Source organism: Yersinia sp. FDAARGOS_228 (genome assembly GCF_002073315.2).
Lineage (GTDB): Bacteria > Pseudomonadota > Gammaproteobacteria > Enterobacterales > Enterobacteriaceae > Yersinia > Yersinia intermedia.
On record NZ_CP020409.2, the window covers coordinates 1,142,127 to 1,158,367 of the forward strand.

The window sequence follows — 16,241 nt, forward strand, 5'->3', positions numbered from 1 at the left end:
GCCCCTCTCTAACAAGAGGGGCTAATATCTTAATTCGCTACTGGTGCAATATTAAAACTTAGTCCAGCCGCCTTGTTCTGCGGCTAATACAGCACTCTTAACACGCGTCTTAGGTCTGAGAAGAGGGCCCGTTGAAGAGTCAGGTGCCTTTCCTTTGATTTTAAACACCGAGACAATTTCTGTTAGTTGACGAGCCTGCTCTTCCAGTGAGGCAGCAGCAGCAGCGGATTGCTGCACTAATGCGGCATTTTGCTGCGTGACACTGTCCATTTGAACCACCGCAGTACCAATTTGGCTGATCCCTTTACTCTGTTCGGTCGAGGCAGCGGCTATCTCGCTCATAATGTCATTTACGTTGCTGACTGAGCTAACGATTTTGTCCATCGCATCACCTGCACGGGTAACCTGCTCAGACCCCGACTTAATATTTTTAACCGATTCATTGATCAGCACATCAATCTCTTTTGCTGCTTGTGCGCTGCGTTGTGCCAAACTTCTCACTTCACTGGCGACAACGGCAAATCCACGGCCTTGTTCTCCCGCCCGTGCCGCTTCGACGGCGGCGTTTAACGCAAGAATGTTGGTTTGAAACGCAATACTGTTGATAACGCCAATGATATCTACGATCTTATGTGAGCTGCTGGTAATTTTTGTCATAGTGGCGATGACGCCACTGACAATTACGCCCCCCTGTTGTGCCTCTAGAGTGGCTTGGTTTGCCAGAGTACTGGCCTGACCTGCATTGTCCGCATTTTGCTGAACCGTTGAACCGAGTTGTTCCATGCTAGAAGCAGTCTCTTCCAGTGCTGAGGCCTGTTCTTCAGTCCGGGAAGATAAATCGGTATTTCCAACAGATATCTCACTCGATCCTTTGTAAATCGAATCCGCGCTGTTGCGGATTTCAAACACAGTTTTGGCCCAGTTATCTTGCATCTTGTTAATATAAGGGACCAACTGGCCAATACAGTTTTTACCCTGATCTACGATGTTGTGGTCAAGTACGCCTTGTGCCAGAGATTCGAGATGAGCCTTTACTCTGTTCAACGGCTTAACGAGAAAGTTAACCAGATAGCGGTCGGTTGTCAGCATGATCAGCACGCTGATTAATAAGCCACTGATGAGGATATATTGGCACCACACTAGCCATTGGGAAATCCGCTGATTCGCCTCTTCATTCAGAGATATAATTTTTGCGTTGTATTTGTCTATTGCAGCACTGAAGTCTCGCCTTAAAGGGAGATATTTATCCGCTTTTATTGTTTCAAAACCATTGGTATTTTTTGCTTTTGCTGATTCAAACATCGGCAAAACCGCACTGTTATAGAGATTAAAAGAGCTGTTATAAATAGCATCTATCGTGGCTGAGTCGAGATTCCCATGATCAATGGCTTTAAATTGGCTGAGTCCGTTTTTAAGACTATCTAATTCGGCAAGGGTTGCTTTCATTTCAAGGTCGAAAACCCCAGTGTCATTTTTCCCCAAACCACCCATCGCGCGTTCCATCGCGGTTATCGCGCGGTAGTATTGTGCATTAGCACCATTAATAATATCGCCATTCTGCTGCTGAGTATGGGTGACACCAAGCTCTTGGTTTAATTGTTTAAGCGAGTATAAGGCAAAACCTGATGCCCCAGCCCATAACAGTGAGAACGCGATGAGAATGAGTATAAGTGCTGTTCTTATTTTAATGTTCCGTATAAATCTCATATTATTAAGCCTCTGATGTTGGACAAGGGAATGACTGCCTTGGAAAGGTAGTTAATGGTTTTTATTTTTCTACGAAACAGTTAAGTGAGCTGTTTTATATGTGATATCTATGACTATCGGCGTTTAAAGTTTTCTCTTTAGTTGTTTTTTTAGTTATAGAAAAATAATTAATTTCCAATAAAAATATGTAAAGAGATTTATACATGAGACTGGGGTAAGTCAGTCGATTAGCTCGCTTGATAAAGTGATGTAATTATAATTGGCATGATGAATAAAAAAGTAAATAATCATATTTATCATGGCTTCATGTGGTTTGTTGATTTTAAAACCACTCAATACAGTATAAGTCTATGATGTCTTTGTTTTAAATTTAGAAGTGCTTAATGTGCTAAGATATCAATGGCTTATGGTTGGTTTTTAGCGCTGTTGAAATGTACGTTTTTATTGTAAGTGTAAGATTTAATTATTCGATAGGGTTCACATAACAGGCTCTCGGTAAGTGTCATTCTCTATGCAAGTTTTTTTATTCCAAAATGGAATTTATTTTTTGAATAAATTGAATTTTTGATAATGGACAGGATCACTTTCTTGTTGGAATAATTGTTACATCTGGCAACGTAAAATTATTTTTAGGTGGATTCACTGAACTTTTTGAAAAATTTGCCGAAATGCTATGAAGCCCACAACGCAGGTATAATTTAAAATGACAGAATTAAATATCTATGGTCAGGCGCAGGGCAAATCATTACCTGACTGGTTGCCCCGAGCCACGATCCAAAAAGTCGTCCTCAAAGGAAGTTATTGCCTTCTTGAACCCATTGATATCAAACATAGTAAAGATCTATTTGAAGCCTGGCACAGTATTGACGATGAGCGTGACTGGACTTACTTTCACATTAAACGCCCTATCACTATGAGACAATGTGACCATTACATTGCCTCTCTTAGTACAAGTAAGGATCCTCTTTTTTATTCGGTTATCAATCAATCTAGCGGCAAAGCGGTGGGATTCGTCGCTTTACAGCGCATTGACCCTGAGAATGGAACAATAGAGATTGGTTGGATTAACTGGTCACCCTTGATGAAACGGACCTTATGTGGCACTGAGGCAATATTTCTTTTGCTATCCTATGTGTTGGATACCTTGCAATACAGGCGATGCGCGTGGAAGTGTGACAGCTTGCACCAGCCAGCAATTGAAGCGGCAGAACGGTTAGGATTTCAATATGAAGGTACTTTTAGGCAAGCACAGGTGTCCAAAGGGCATAGTCGTGACACCCGTTGGTACTCCATTATTGATAGTGAATGGCCTGGGATTCGTCAGGCCATGCAGCTTTGGCTAAGCTCGAATAACCTAGACGAACGGGGTAAGCAGAAGCAAAGATTGGCCGAGTTTATGCCTACATCAGAAGCGTAGTTATTTTCAATTATCGTAATACGGGTAGCCATGCTGGATACGCTGGTTCACCAAATAGGCATGGGGTGCCATGCCATAGCGCTTTTTGAATGAACGAATCAGGTAGGAATGCGGCATTCTTATGCTTAGCTGGAGGGTCAGTGCTTGTGCTTATTTTTGCATATCAGTAAGTGCCTTGGTGTGAATAGGACCAGGTGAGTTCAGTTGATATGGGGAGAGGAATAATAGCAAGAACAGACGATTGTAAGATGGCTCTGCCAGGCAGAGCCAAACCGTTTAGCACTAAATCAACTTAAATCGACATCCTTATGCCCGAAAAGCCACGTCAGGATAAATCCAGAAATATACGAGATAACCAGGCCAGCCACATACACCAGCATCCCGGCGAAAATCCCTTGGGCTGATGTCATCAGAGGAATAGACACTAAACCAGATGGGCCAAACACCGTATTCAGGCCCACCGGCAGCCCCAGCCAGGCAACAAGACCAATAAAGAAGCCCCCAACAGCACCGCCTAAACAAGCAGTAATAAAAGGCTTCAGGCGCGGTAACGTGACGCCATAAATAAGCGGTTCCCCAATCCCCAATAGCCCAGGGAAAATGGCCCCTTTAATCTGTGTACGCAGGACTGAACCTTTTGGCGAACGGGCATAAAGTGCCAGTGCTGCACCCACCTGGCCTGCACCAGCCATAGCCAAAATAGGGAATAATGAGTTAAATCCTTGTGCATCCATTAAGGCGAAATAGACCGGAACAAACCCTTGGTGGATACCGAACACCACCGCAATCAGGAATAACCCTGCCAGAATGGCAGTACCAAACGGGTTACCATTTAAATGCATAAACAGCCATGACATCCCCTTAAACAGCTCGCCACCCACTGGCATGATAACAACGAAAGTGATTGCTCCTGTAGCGAGTAACGTTATCGCCGATGTCAGGATCATATCCAGATTATCAGGGATAAAACGGCGCACTTGCCGCTCAATCCATGCGCCCAAAATACAGGCCAATAGAACGCCAATAATATTGCCGCGCGGGTCAATCGCCAGACCAAAGAAGTTTTCCATTCCGCCGTAGTAGCCGACGGTACCTTCCGGCACGTAGCGTAAAATAAATAGCGAAGCGATAATTGCGCCGTTGACCCCCGTCCCACCAAAGGCTTTTTGTGTATTAAAGCCAATCAGAATGCTAAGGAAAGTGAACAAGCCGATGCTAAATACTTTCATGTATGCAATCAGTGCCGCCAGCCACGGAGACTGAATAACGCCGTCCAGTGCCAGTGTCTGCTGGAGCAATGTTGCTATCCCCAGTAGCAATCCGGCGGCAATGAACCCTGGAATGAGTGGGGTAAAAATGGTGGCGAATTTGGTCAGAAAATTATGAACAGCGCTTTTTTGTTTCGCTTTCATTTGCTGTTTTGTCTGGCTGGCCAGCACCTGTAAATCAACATCCTGAGCACTGTCATGTGCCTGCTGCGGTTCAGAACCCAGGATCTTATTCATCATCTCGCTGGCGGTCTGCGCTTTGCCCGGCCCAAGAATGATTTGCAGTTGATCATCGCTATTCATCACCCCCATCACCCCAGGGATTTTTTTCAGGTCGTCGTGTTGTATCAGTTGACGGTTTTTTAAGGTGAGGCGGAGCCTCGTCATGCAGTTTCCGCAGACAATGATATTTTTGCTCCCACCAATGAAGAGCAAAATTTGGTCTATCGTGGTGCCCGTTATTTTCGCCATGGTTATGCTTTAATCTCCTGTAGCGCTTTACGGATAAATCCCTTATTTTTGTTAAGGATAGCGCTGGCTTCCTCAGCAGACATACCACTTAGGATCATCATAATGGCTGTTTTACAGTGTCGGTTACACTCATTGAGCGCCTCTTCCGCCTTTTCGGAGGAACACTCCGTCGCCTGAACAACAATATCGACCTGACGTTGCACCAGTTTGGCGTTTGTCGCCTCAACATCCACCATCAGATTGCTATAAACCTTGCCGCTACGGATCATGGCGCCGGTTGTTAGCATATTCAGAATTAATTTCTGCGCGGTTCCTGCTTTCATCCGTGATGATCCAGTGACAACTTCTGGGCCAACCATCGGCTCAATAGCGATATCTGCCGCTTTACTCATTTCACTGTCTTGATTACAGGAAATTGCTACTACGCTAGCGCCAACATGGCGTGCATAGGCCATAGCCCCCAACACATAAGGTGTGCGGCCACTTGCCGCAATGCCGACTAACACATCACGCGCATTAAAGTTGAGGTTGCGCAGGTCTTGCTCACCCATTTCACGACTATCTTCAGCATTTTCAACTGCCTGTAAAATAGCGGTATTACCGCCAGCGATTAGCCCTACGACCATTTCTCGTGGCGTACCATAAGTTGGCGGGCATTCACTCGCATCCAAGATTCCCAACCGACCAGAAGTTCCTGCCCCACAATAAATTAATCTGCCACCTTGCGCGAAAGCCTCTGCGATAAGGGAAACGGCTTTGGCAATCTCGGGTAGTCTTTCTTCTACCGCGAAAGGCACTTTTTTATCCTCATTATTGATAACCTTGAGTATCTCTAGTGCCGAGAGAGTATCAATTTGAGAACTGGCAGGGTTTCGGCTTTCCGTAACCATTGAGCTTAGATTAATCTTCATGGGGGCTTCCTTTTATTTAAACTATCGGCGATGTTAAGTAATTACTTATTTATTAAACGTGATGCTTATCACGGTAAAATCTATTCTAATTACTGGGGTTATGAGGAATAAGTACAGATAAAAAAGAACAAATAAATAAATTATCTTCATTACATTTATGCAGTTACACCTTGGTCATAAAAGGTGCTTGCACTGGAATAATCTATTGTCTTTAATGGGAAATCTTTGATGTCTATTCTGAATGAAATAACTTGGTTACTGCCTGAACTGGCTGAAAACCAGCAAAAAATAGCGAAATACATTCTTGATAATCCTGAATCAATACTGGGTATATCCTCCTCCCAGTTTGCAGAAGATGCGGGCGTCAGCCAATCAGCTATTGTAAAATTTAGCCAGAAGATTGGTATGAAAGGTTTCCCGGCACTAAAAATTGCAATCAGTGAAGAATTGAGCAGGAATAACTTATTCAAATCCTATCCACATAAAGCGCTGCATAATTCTATTTCATCAGAAGATTCACTCATGGTGATGGCGCAAAAACTTGCGCACGAAAAGACAGCCTCGATTATGGAGACAACCCGGAAAATTAATTTTTCAGTTTTCCAACAAGTGGTTTCGCTCATTAATACTGCTCAGCGCGTACAGATAGTCGGTATTTGGGGATCAGGACTCACAGCAAAAGATCTGAGCTATAAATTACAGAAAATAGGCATAATGACCCTGGTTGAAGCTGACCTCCATGTGCAGATTGCTGCCGCACTTACCCTAACACCTAAAGATGTACAGATAGTGCTTTCTTTTACTGGCAGAAGAAAGGACATGAGAATCGCAGCAACAGTAGCCAAAGCACAAGGGGCAACCGTCATTGCCATTACCGGCAGTAAGGTTTCCCCGTTAGCTAAGATTGCAGATTATGTCCTTGAAAGTATTTCGGATGAAAATGAATGGCGCAGTTCTTCAATCTCTTCCAGAACTGCCCAAAATACACTGACAGATCTGATATTCCTCGCACTGATGCAGCAACGAAAAGAAACGGCTAAACCCTTGATTCTGAATGCTAGCATGACAATAAACAATCTGGATGATTGATATTCAGGTTTGTCATTTATAAAACTTAAGGCAATGAAGGCGATATTTTTAAATTATCTCATTGCCTTAAATTTCTTTTTTTCTAAATTGTAAGAAATTACCTACAAGATAGAATGGTTATTAGATAATTATATCTCAAGTATTCCTGAGGGAGCGAAGTTATTCCTTACCTTATTGCCTTATGCCGTGGGCTTGCGGAAATTTACCCAGAAAAAATAAATGTTATTATTCCTTTTAGGACAAAAAGGCGAATCAATCAATTGTGATAATTATCACTTTATTATGCGAACTAAAAAGTAAAATCGCCCGGCAAACATAACTAATGGAGGAGTTAATGAAAAAAATAATACCCGCGATTCTCTTATTTAGTACCTGCACTTACGCAGATGTTATTCCAGACTCACAACTGAAAAAAATGTGGTTATCACCTCAATTTTCTGCAGAGAAAACCCTCTCTAAAATGAGTTTAGAGGAAAAAATTGGGCAAATATTGATGGTTGATATTCGCTCTTGGAGTAATGCCGACAACAGCGATAAAACGGCATTTATAGAAATAAATGAGACTGTTAGTAAGATGATTCATGATTATCATTTGGGCTCTATTATTCTTTTCCGAGAAAATCTGATTGATACGCCACAGACCGTTGAATTAATCAACAATATTCAGCGTGCTCGCAGTAATTTACCTCTGTTTATTAGTACAGACCAGGAAGGGGGTTATGTCACCCGGCTACGCGTCGGTACTGAAATGCCGGGAAATATGGCATTGGGTGCCACAGGGTCATCTAAACTGGCTCAGCAGGCCGGTAGTATCCATGGTTATGAATTATCCAGCCTGGGTTTTAACTTTAATTTTGGCCCCGTGGTTGATGTTAATAATAACCAGAATAATCCTGTTATTGGTGTGCGTTCTTATTCAAATGATCCGGTGCTGGTGGGGGAGTTAGCTCGTAGTTATATCAACGGTATTCATAAGTCTAATGTGCTCACTTCGCTAAAACATTTCCCAGGGCATGGCAATGTCACCTCGGATACACATTTTGCATTACCGACGGTTAATATTGATAAAGCTGCATGGCAGCAAGTAGAACTGAAACCCTTTGTGGAGGTTATGCCTGTTACTGATGCTATTATGACAGCCCATGTTGTCGTGCCAGCGCTTGATAATTCAATGCTGACAAACACTAAGGGCGAAAAAATCGGAACCCCGGCGACATTATCAAAGCCAATTCTGACCGACATTTTACGTAATGAACTCAAGTATGATGGTCTGATTTTAACTGATGCCATGGATATGGGCGCTATTACCAGTAACTTTGATCGTAATTGGTCTATCAAGCAGGCTATTATGGCGGGCAATGATATTGTATTAATGCCAATAGAAATTAAGAACAGCACCAGTATTGAACAGCTTAATGCGCTTTATGGTTATTTAAAGGCTGAAGCTGCAAAAGATCCTGCTTTAAAATTGCGTATTGAAGATGCGGCGCAGCGGGTGATTTACACTAAACTGAATAAGCGCATTTCTCCCGAACCTCATGATATCGCTAGAGCGCAGAGGGTCGTGGCATCAAAAAACCATAAGGATATTGAGAATTTTATTTCTGAACAAGCCATCACATTGATCAAAAATGATAATGTTCTGCCTTATAAAGTTAAGTCACAAAATAAAATAATGGTATTTTCCGATGAGAAGCCACGTAATGAGCTAATTACCAAACATCTTGATGATATTGCTAATGAATTTCAGGTTAACTTTGCAGTTAAAAATCAAGTTATTAAGCTGGATAAAGATAATGTAAGTGCTGAGGATATCGCAAAACAGATTAAGGATCAGGATATTATTATTCTTGCTACCTATAATCTTAAGCTAAATCCGATTAATGCACAACGGATCATCGATGAAGCCAATAAGGCTAATATTCCGTTAGTTGTTATATCAAGCCGTAATCCTTACGACATTGCATATTTGTCAGGAGTGAAGGCAAATATTGCTATTTATGGTATCACTGGGTTCGATGTTACCAATAACGTACGAAATAGTCTGGAAACTAACATTCGCAGTGGGCTAAGAACATTATTTAAGGGTTCAAAAGGAAGATTAGATGTACTGGCTGAGCCGCACGGGAAATTACCGGTGGATATTAGAACACCTGATAATAGCCAGATACTCTACCCACGTGGTTATGGATTAACGACGTTATAAAAATATCGGAAGGTAAACATGAATATCTTAAAAGGACTCGTTGTTTTCAGTACACTAACAATGTGCGCACCTGTATTAGCGGATGAATTTGAAACTGATTATGATCAGGAAATTCATAAATTAAATAAAAGAATCCAGCAAATAGAGCAAGAAAAAAAGGAAGCACAGGAAAAATTAAGACAAAAAGCGTGGAACTTTGAAACATATATAGGGGCAGAACAAGAAATAGACAGTGATGACAATTGGAAGTTTATTAAGGGTAGTATGGCAACGTCACCTTATGTCGGGGCTTATATTTATCAGAATGACTCATTATGGTTATATGATGTTCAGTTTTTGAAAACATATTTAGATAATAACCAAGAGTATGACCGTACACGTTGGCAGGCAGGTGTAACAAGAACCTTTCCTTTTACCTACAATGGGAAGAGCGGTAATACTAAATTGCGTATGGGGTATCGTAATGACAACTGGCATTATCCTTCAATTAGCAACCCGGCATTAGCGGATCCAGACTACAAAGGGGATATTCGTAAAGGTGAAGAGCGGCATGAGATTTGGATCCGGCCACAAGCATATTATAAATACTCTGATAGCTTGAGTTTTAACGCTAGTTTTTCATTCCGCTTAATTGATCGCAAATTAGACTATGCTCGTGCAAAAGGAAACTATGGTGTATATAAAAGAGATTGGAGCCAAATCAATGAGCACTTTGCTGGTGCAAATATTACCTTTAATCCGAGTAACTCACTCTGGCTAAACTATTTGTACATTGATGAGCAATTGGTCAATACGCTTTATAACAAGGAGCATTTCTTGTGGGGCATTTATCGTTATAAGTTTGATAATGGTCTTTTGTTTATGCCTTATACACGTCTGGCCCTGACTAAAGGTACGCAGAGTTTCCGCGACTCGAATAATCATGAAACGGTACATAAAGAAAAGAATCGTAGTCGCTATGGTTTGCAAGTGCTCTATCCACTAACGAAGCAAACGTCAATATTTTCAGATGCTTATTATCGGCCAGAACAGACCTGGACTAATAACAACAAAACCAGTAACAATTTTTGGTTTTGGGCTGTGGAGTTGAGACATAATTTCTGATAATTGATAAGGTATATCAGAATATCAATCAATTAATTAATTGCGAGAGACAAGGGATGAGGTATTTCCTACGAATATTACTATGTCTGTGTTCATTGTTTATTATAAGCGCTGGCTATGCCAGCGTTACCCAGAAAATTATTTTAGGTGTCGATCAGGAAAATGTTTATGGGCCACTGCTGAAAAATAAGCGAGTGGGTTTAATAGTCAACCAAAGCTCGATTAATAGGGAAGGGCGCCATACCATCGACAAATTGTTATCCGAGCAAGATAAATTCAATTTTACCGTGACGACATTATTCTCCGTTGAACATGGTATACGTGGGAATGCCGATGCCGGGCTGGGGGATGATAATCATATTGATAAACAGAGTGGCCTGCCTATTATTTCTTTGTATGGGCGGGATAAAGACGGGCGTGTACGGGCCCATCCAACTGAAATGCAATTATCTGATGTTGATGTTGTTATTTATGATTTACAAGATGTTGGCGTCCGTTATTTTACTTATACCATCTCCATGCATCATATGCTGGAAAGTCTGCAAAAGTATCATAAACAATTTATGGTATTCGACAGACCCAACCCGCTTGGGAGTCATGTATATGGGCCTATTCTTGAAGAGGAGAATATTTCCGGTATTGGTATGCACCCAGTACCCATGGTGCACGGACTGACGTCCGGGGAGTTTGCACGCATCATAGTCAATGAGGGCTGGCTGACGCATTTCGATGATTCTAATTGGAAGGCATTCGGTATCAACGCTTATCAGTTTCCTCCCGAAGATTTAACTGTCATCGCTATGGGGAATTATACGCATGATTCACCTTATTCATTGCCAGTAAGGCCCTCGCCAAATTTACGCAGTGATTTGGCTATTCATCTTTACCCTTCTTTGGGTTTATTTGAAGCAACCAGTGTCAATATGGGACGAGGCTCTGATCACCCCTTTGAACAGTTGGGCTTCCCATCGCGGAAATTTTATACCAATACCTGCTATCACGTGGATATTAACCAGCAGAAAACAGGGTGGCCGCAAGCGGGTAAAGAAGTCTGTGGCGAAGAATTTACTGCTGCTAATGTAGCCGATATTAAACCGACAATACGCTACTTTGTTGAATGGTGGTTCAAATTTAAAGCAGCGGGTTATTCAATGGTTATCCCTCCCCAGATGGAGGCAAAATATCTGGATTATCAGGAGGAGTATTTTTTAATACGACCGCTTTGGCTAGCTAAATTAACAGGCACTCGTAATTTGACTAAGTTAATGGAAGAGGCTGCTGAAAGGAAGTTGTCTCTGGATGAGACCGTTAATTATCTGGAATCTAGCTGGCAACCCGGTATTGATAATTATTTGAAGCTACGCGAAAAATATAAAATTTATCCTTAAATCCGATTATTCTTCTTTGACGTTTGGGGTGCCAGCGAAAGCGGTACCTCTTTTTTTGTTTTTACTATCTTGGGTGAGATGGTAACCCCGCAGGCTGCTCCCAAAACGAATAAACGACGATATGAGGGCATTGCCCATGAAGAAACGTTTCTCCGACGCACAAATCATCAATATGTCGAAAGATCTGTAAAGTTGAATGGTTCGTTTGCGCGGGATACTTACTGAGGGAATCTATTGAAATAGCGCCAGTCATGGGTGCGGTGTTGGCGCGGAAATAGGCCAGAATCCAGATGTGAAAAAGCCCCGCTTTGCAGCGAGGCCTTATAAATAGTGGTGCCCGGACTCGGAATCGAACCAAGGACACGGGGATTTTCAATCCCCTGCTCTACCGACTGAGCTATCCGGGCAACGGGGCGCATTAAACCGTATTGGCCGCTGATCGTCAACGAATTTATGGTTTAAAACCACTAAAACTGTACTGACTGCTCTCTTTTCAGGCAAAAGAACCAAAAATCATCTCAGAACAGTGATAAAACTCAGTGGTAAATCACTTAACCCAGTGCGCCATTTTTACGGCATTGCGCGACTTCCAATACATCTTCAGCCAGGCGCTTGGCAACTTCAACATCGACGAGTTGGCGTTTAACCAGCAGTTTGCTCAAACAACCTTCCAGAATCAGTTCCATCTGTTGTGCAACCATACCTGCATCATCAGCGTCCATCTCTTGCAACAGCTCTTGGGTATAGAGCAGTGAGGCCTGTTTTTGCTGTTCAGCCAACTGGTGGATCGGGTGTTCATCATCGGGATAGAAACTGCATGCAGCAATAAATAAGCAACCGGGGTAACGCTGATTCTGCACCTGTTCACTTAGCGTCAGGTAACGCGCCAGTAACTTTTGTTTGGGGGATAAGGTCTCGTCCAGTTGCAATTGTCGCCGCCAGGTGTCGATCTGCTGACCATGATAGCGCAGACAGTCATACAACAAAGCTTCACGATCCGGCCAGAAACGGGCCAGATCACTGACTTCTACTGACACCTCTTTTGCCAGCATCTCCAGCGTGGTATTTGCCAGCCCTTGCTGCTCTAACAGATTGAGCGCGCTGCTTAAAACTTGTTCACGTTGCACGTTGCTCTCCTCCAACTTCTTATCTGGCAAGTGTGGTTTACCACCGCCTATAGTGCAAATAGTCTATACCCTGCGTACTGATTAATAGACATCGGCAGGTATCGGCATTTTCTGCCAGCAGACCCTGTACCTTATCATTACTACGGCGAGATTTTTCTAACTCTTTACCCTTTAGCTGTTTGTTAATTTATAACGATAGGATTACAGCACGACTTTTGCTATTTAGCAGTCTGTGAAGCAGGGCGCATTTTATTGTGCATCTGCCTATAACGACCTGTGAATAACTGATAATTCCTGTTCTTTTGCCTGATGGTTTATTGGAACGGGGTTTCTATAATGATCATCGTGAACCACAAATAGAAAAATCTGACAAAACAGGCGCAAAAATTAACGACTAACACACGCTGCCGTGTGCGCTGGCAACCTGAATTGCATAACGTCCTGCATCGAGCCGTCGTTCTGTCCGGGCGTTCAATTATAAGGATCGAAAATGAGTCTGCAAAATTATCCTAATCAGTTCCGCCGCAACCTACAACAAGGGCAAACCCTTATCGGTTGCTGGAGTGCACTGGCAAATCATATTTCAGCCGAAGTGCTGGGCCTGGCGGGTTTTGACTGGTTGGTTCTGGACGGTGAACATGCGCCGAACGATGTCACGACGTTTATTCCACAACTCATGGCGCTGAAAGGCAGTAATAGTGCACCGGTTGTACGTGCGCCCTGTAATGAACCCATCATTATAAAACGCTTATTGGATATCGGTTTTTATAACTTCCTGATCCCGTTTGTCGAAAGCGAAGAAGAAGCCATTCGTGCTGTTGCCTCGACCCGTTATCCACCGGCAGGTATCCGGGGAGTTTCTGTCTCTCATCGTGGTAACAATTACGGCACCGTGCCCGACTATTTCGCCACTATCAACGACAACATCACTGTACTGGTACAAATCGAAAGCCAGCAAGGGGTGGACAATCTTGATGCTATCGCCGCCGTTGATGGTGTGGACGGTATTTTTGTTGGGCCGGGCGATCTGTCGGCGGCACTGGGTTATCTGGGGCAGCCCAATCATCCCGAAGTACAAAAAGTGATTCGTCATATTTTTGATCGCGCTAAAGCACAGGGTAAACCGAGCGGTATTTTGGCGCCAGTTGAAGTTGATGCCCACCGTTATCTGGAATGGGGTGCAACCTTTGTCGCTGTTGGCAGTGATTTGGGCGTATTCCGTAGCGCGACTCAGGCGTTATGCGACAAATTTAAAAAATAACCATCAGTCAGTTTTGACAGTTTAGTGCTGCCGTGTTGACGGCCTTCCGACTTAATTGAGGAGTAATAAATGAAAATCGGCTTTATTGGTTTAGGGATTATGGGAAAACCAATGAGTAAAAATCTGCTGAAAGCGGGCTACTCATTAACTGTCCTCGATCGTAATGCTGCGGTACTGGATGAATTGATCACTGCTGGCGCACGCACCGCAACGACGCCAAAAGCACTGGCAGCAGAATGCGATATCATCATTACCATGCTACCTAATTCGCCTCACGTAAAAGAAGTCGTACTGGGTGAAAACGGTGTTATTGAAGGTGCTAAACCGGGTTCTGTGCTGATTGATATGAGTTCGATTGCGCCACTGGTTAGCCGTGAAATCAGTGAAGCACTGGCATTAAAGCAGGTTGCAATGTTGGATGCACCCGTCAGTGGCGGTGAGCCAAAAGCTATTGATGGCACCTTGTCAGTAATGGTGGGTGGCGATAAAGCTGTGTTCGATAGCTGCTTCGAGGTGATGAAAGCCATGGGGGGATCGGTGGTACATACGGGTGATATTGGTGCCGGTAATGTGACTAAACTGGCCAATCAGGTGATTGTCGCGCTGAATATTGCCGCAATGTCTGAAGCCTTGGTACTGGCAACCAAGGCGGGAGTGAACCCTGACCTGGTATTCCAGGCGATCCGTGGTGGTCTGGCAGGCAGTACCGTGTTGGAAGCCAAAGCGCCAATGGTGATGGATCGTAACTTCAAACCCGGTTTTCGTATCGATTTGCATATCAAAGACTTGGCAAATGCCCTCGACACCTCGCACGGCGTCGGCGCACAGTTGCCACTTACCGCTGCCGTGATGGAGATGATGCAGGCGCTGAAAGCCGATGGTCTGGGTACCGCTGACCACAGTGCATTGGCATGTTATTACGAGAAATTGGCTAAAGTTGAAGTCACTCGTTAATCGGTGGCACCGGTGTCTGTGGATACCGGGCTACTGGGTCACAGGGCTATACTGGTAAGCATCCCGTTATCCTGAGCGGCTGGTTTATAAAGTCGGAGCCTGTGTGGCATTGGATAGCTCATGAGATTGAATCATTTATGAAAATAGTTATCGCCCCAGACTCTTATAAAGAAAGTTTATCTGCCCTAGACGTTGCGGTGCAGATTGAAGCGGGTTTTCGCACCCAATTCCCTGATGCGCAATATATCAAATTGCCCGTTGCTGATGGTGGCGAAGGCACCGTCGAGGCCATGGTCGCAGCCACTGCGGGCCGGATTATTCAAGTTAATGTGACTGGCCCGTTAGGTGACGAAGTGGCGGCTTTTTACGGGATATCCGGTGATGATAAATCGGCCTTTATTGAAATGGCGGCCGCCAGCGGGCTAGAGCTGGTTCCGCCAGAACTGCGCAACCCACTGAAAACCACCTCCTACGGCACCGGCGAATTGATTTGTCATGCGCTGGATCAGGGCGTTAAACATATTATTATCGGTATCGGCGGCAGTGCTACCAATGATGGCGGTGCGGGTATGGTACAAGCGCTGGGGGTCAAACTGCTGGACAAGCAGGGTAAACAGATTGGCTTTGGCGGCGGGAAGCTGGCTGAGCTGGATGTTATTGATATCTCAGGGCTGGATCCGCGTATTAAGCAGTGCCAAATCGATGTTGCTTGTGATGTTACTAATCCGCTGACCGGTAGTGAAGGGGCATCGGCTATTTTCGGGCGGCAGAAAGGTGCTACCCCTGAGATGGTTAGCCAACTGGATGATGGTTTACAGCACTATGCGGGGATCATTAAACGTTATCTTGATATTGATGTTGACCAGGTTGAAGGCGCTGGCGCGGCGGGGGGGTTAGGTGCGGCATTACTGGCGTTTTGCGGTGCAACCTTAAGCCCAGGTATTGATATTGTCACCGATGCTCTTGGTCTGGACGCCTTGGTTAGGGACGCGACGTTTGTCATTACCGGCGAAGGGCGCATTGATAGCCAAACTATTCATGGCAAAGTGCCGATCGGTGTCGCACGAGTTGCCAAACGTTATAACAAGCCAGTGATTGGTATTGCCGGTAGCCTGACAGACGATGTTGATGTGGTGTATGAGCATGGTTTAGATGCGGTATTCAGTGTGATCTACAGTATCTGTACTCTGGAGCAGGCGCTGGACAATGCGGCAGCCAATGTGTTTATGACCGCCCGTAATATAGCCGCCACGCTGGCGATAGGGATGGCTGTTGGTCAGTCATCGCAAGAAAGTAAATAACACGTTTTGAATTAGAACCGCACATCGCTAAATCTCT

General features: G+C 44.1%; 12 protein-coding genes and 1 tRNA gene. 8 read left to right on the top strand and 5 right to left on the bottom strand.

The window, feature by feature from the left end:
• Positions 1–51: 51 nt before the first annotated feature.
• The gene (locus A6J67_RS05215; protein ID WP_042568708.1) at positions 52–1,707 is read right to left on the bottom strand and encodes a methyl-accepting chemotaxis protein; all 1,656 of its coding nucleotides are present in this window, start codon (positions 1,705–1,707) and stop codon (positions 52–54) included.
• A gap of 703 nt (positions 1,708–2,410) precedes the next feature.
• On the opposite strand from A6J67_RS05215, the gene A6J67_RS05220 reads away from it, so the two are divergent.
• Positions 2,411–3,124, top strand: coding sequence for a GNAT family N-acetyltransferase (locus tag A6J67_RS05220; protein WP_042568707.1), 714 nt, complete (start codon positions 2,411–2,413; stop codon positions 3,122–3,124).
• Positions 3,125–3,411: 287 nt separating this feature from the next.
• On the opposite strand, the gene murP is transcribed toward A6J67_RS05220, so the two are convergent.
• Complete coding sequence (murP, locus tag A6J67_RS05225; RefSeq protein ID WP_050297138.1) at positions 3,412–4,863, bottom strand: PTS N-acetylmuramic acid transporter subunit IIBC; 1,452 nt, start codon at positions 4,861–4,863, stop codon at positions 3,412–3,414.
• A 2-nt stretch (positions 4,864–4,865) separates the two neighbouring features.
• Positions 4,866–5,774 carry an N-acetylmuramic acid 6-phosphate etherase gene (gene murQ, locus A6J67_RS05230; protein ID WP_042568706.1) on the bottom strand — a complete coding sequence of 303 codons (909 nt, stop codon included), beginning with the start codon at positions 5,772–5,774 and terminating at the stop codon, positions 4,866–4,868.
• 228 nt (positions 5,775–6,002) lie between these two features.
• Here murQ and A6J67_RS05235 point away from each other — a divergent pair, with 228 nt between their 5' ends.
• The 4 genes from A6J67_RS05235 (at position 6,003) to A6J67_RS05250 (ending at position 11,561) form a co-directional block, all read left to right on the top strand.
• Positions 6,003–6,863, top strand: coding sequence for an SIS domain-containing protein (locus A6J67_RS05235; protein WP_005187347.1), 861 nt, complete (start codon positions 6,003–6,005; stop codon positions 6,861–6,863).
• Between the two features lie 334 nt (positions 6,864–7,197).
• The gene (locus A6J67_RS05240; RefSeq protein ID WP_050088966.1) at positions 7,198–9,069 is read left to right on the top strand and encodes a glycoside hydrolase family 3 protein; all 1,872 of its coding nucleotides are present in this window, start codon (positions 7,198–7,200) and stop codon (positions 9,067–9,069) included.
• 18 nt (positions 9,070–9,087) lie between these two features.
• Positions 9,088–10,173, top strand: a complete 1,086-nt coding sequence (locus A6J67_RS05245; protein WP_080608064.1) for a hypothetical protein — start codon at positions 9,088–9,090, stop codon at positions 10,171–10,173.
• 56 nt (positions 10,174–10,229) lie between these two features.
• Entirely contained in the window at positions 10,230–11,561 is a 1,332-nt protein-coding gene (locus A6J67_RS05250) for an exo-beta-N-acetylmuramidase NamZ domain-containing protein (protein WP_080608065.1), read from the top strand.
• Between the two features lie 331 nt (positions 11,562–11,892).
• On the opposite strand, the gene A6J67_RS05255 is transcribed toward A6J67_RS05250, so the two are convergent.
• Positions 11,893–11,968: transfer RNA gene (locus tag A6J67_RS05255), tRNA-Phe, on the bottom strand.
• Between the two features lie 144 nt (positions 11,969–12,112).
• Positions 12,113–12,688 carry a transcriptional regulator gene (locus tag A6J67_RS05260; RefSeq protein ID WP_005187361.1) on the bottom strand — a complete coding sequence of 192 codons (576 nt, stop codon included), beginning with the start codon at positions 12,686–12,688 and terminating at the stop codon, positions 12,113–12,115.
• 490 nt (positions 12,689–13,178) lie between these two features.
• Here A6J67_RS05260 and garL point away from each other — a divergent pair, with 490 nt between their 5' ends.
• The 3 genes from garL to A6J67_RS05275 all read left to right on the top strand — a co-directional run bounded on the left by garL (position 13,179) and on the right by A6J67_RS05275 (position 16,204).
• On the top strand, positions 13,179–13,949 hold the full coding sequence (gene garL / locus A6J67_RS05265) for a 2-dehydro-3-deoxyglucarate aldolase (protein ID WP_005187363.1): 771 nt from the start codon (positions 13,179–13,181) through the stop codon (positions 13,947–13,949).
• A 69-nt stretch (positions 13,950–14,018) separates the two neighbouring features.
• Positions 14,019–14,903: a 2-hydroxy-3-oxopropionate reductase gene (gene garR, locus A6J67_RS05270; RefSeq protein ID WP_005187373.1), complete on the top strand. Its 885-nt coding sequence runs from the start codon at positions 14,019–14,021 to the stop codon at positions 14,901–14,903.
• Between the two features lie 137 nt (positions 14,904–15,040).
• Positions 15,041–16,204: a glycerate kinase gene (locus tag A6J67_RS05275; protein ID WP_032906816.1), complete on the top strand. Its 1,164-nt coding sequence runs from the start codon at positions 15,041–15,043 to the stop codon at positions 16,202–16,204.
• Positions 16,205–16,241: the final 37 nt, after the last annotated feature.

Bases quoted from the DNA above. Each gene is read 5' to 3' on its own strand.
- A6J67_RS05215 (WP_042568708.1), bottom strand. From the start codon at position 1,707: ATGAGATTTATACGGAACATTAAAATAAGAACAGCACTTATACTCATT.
- A6J67_RS05220 (WP_042568707.1), top strand. From the start codon at position 2,411: ATGACAGAATTAAATATCTATGGTCAGGCGCAGGGCAAATCATTACCT.
- murP (WP_050297138.1), bottom strand. From the start codon at position 4,863: ATGGCGAAAATAACGGGCACCACGATAGACCAAATTTTGCTCTTCATT.
- murQ (WP_042568706.1), bottom strand. From the start codon at position 5,774: ATGAAGATTAATCTAAGCTCAATGGTTACGGAAAGCCGAAACCCTGCC.
- A6J67_RS05235 (WP_005187347.1), top strand. From the start codon at position 6,003: ATGTCTATTCTGAATGAAATAACTTGGTTACTGCCTGAACTGGCTGAA.
- A6J67_RS05240 (WP_050088966.1), top strand. From the start codon at position 7,198: ATGAAAAAAATAATACCCGCGATTCTCTTATTTAGTACCTGCACTTAC.
- A6J67_RS05245 (WP_080608064.1), top strand. From the start codon at position 9,088: ATGAATATCTTAAAAGGACTCGTTGTTTTCAGTACACTAACAATGTGC.
- A6J67_RS05250 (WP_080608065.1), top strand. From the start codon at position 10,230: ATGAGGTATTTCCTACGAATATTACTATGTCTGTGTTCATTGTTTATT.
- garL (WP_005187363.1), top strand. From the start codon at position 13,179: ATGAGTCTGCAAAATTATCCTAATCAGTTCCGCCGCAACCTACAACAA.
- garR (WP_005187373.1), top strand. From the start codon at position 14,019: ATGAAAATCGGCTTTATTGGTTTAGGGATTATGGGAAAACCAATGAGT.
- A6J67_RS05275 (WP_032906816.1), top strand. From the start codon at position 15,041: ATGAAAATAGTTATCGCCCCAGACTCTTATAAAGAAAGTTTATCTGCC.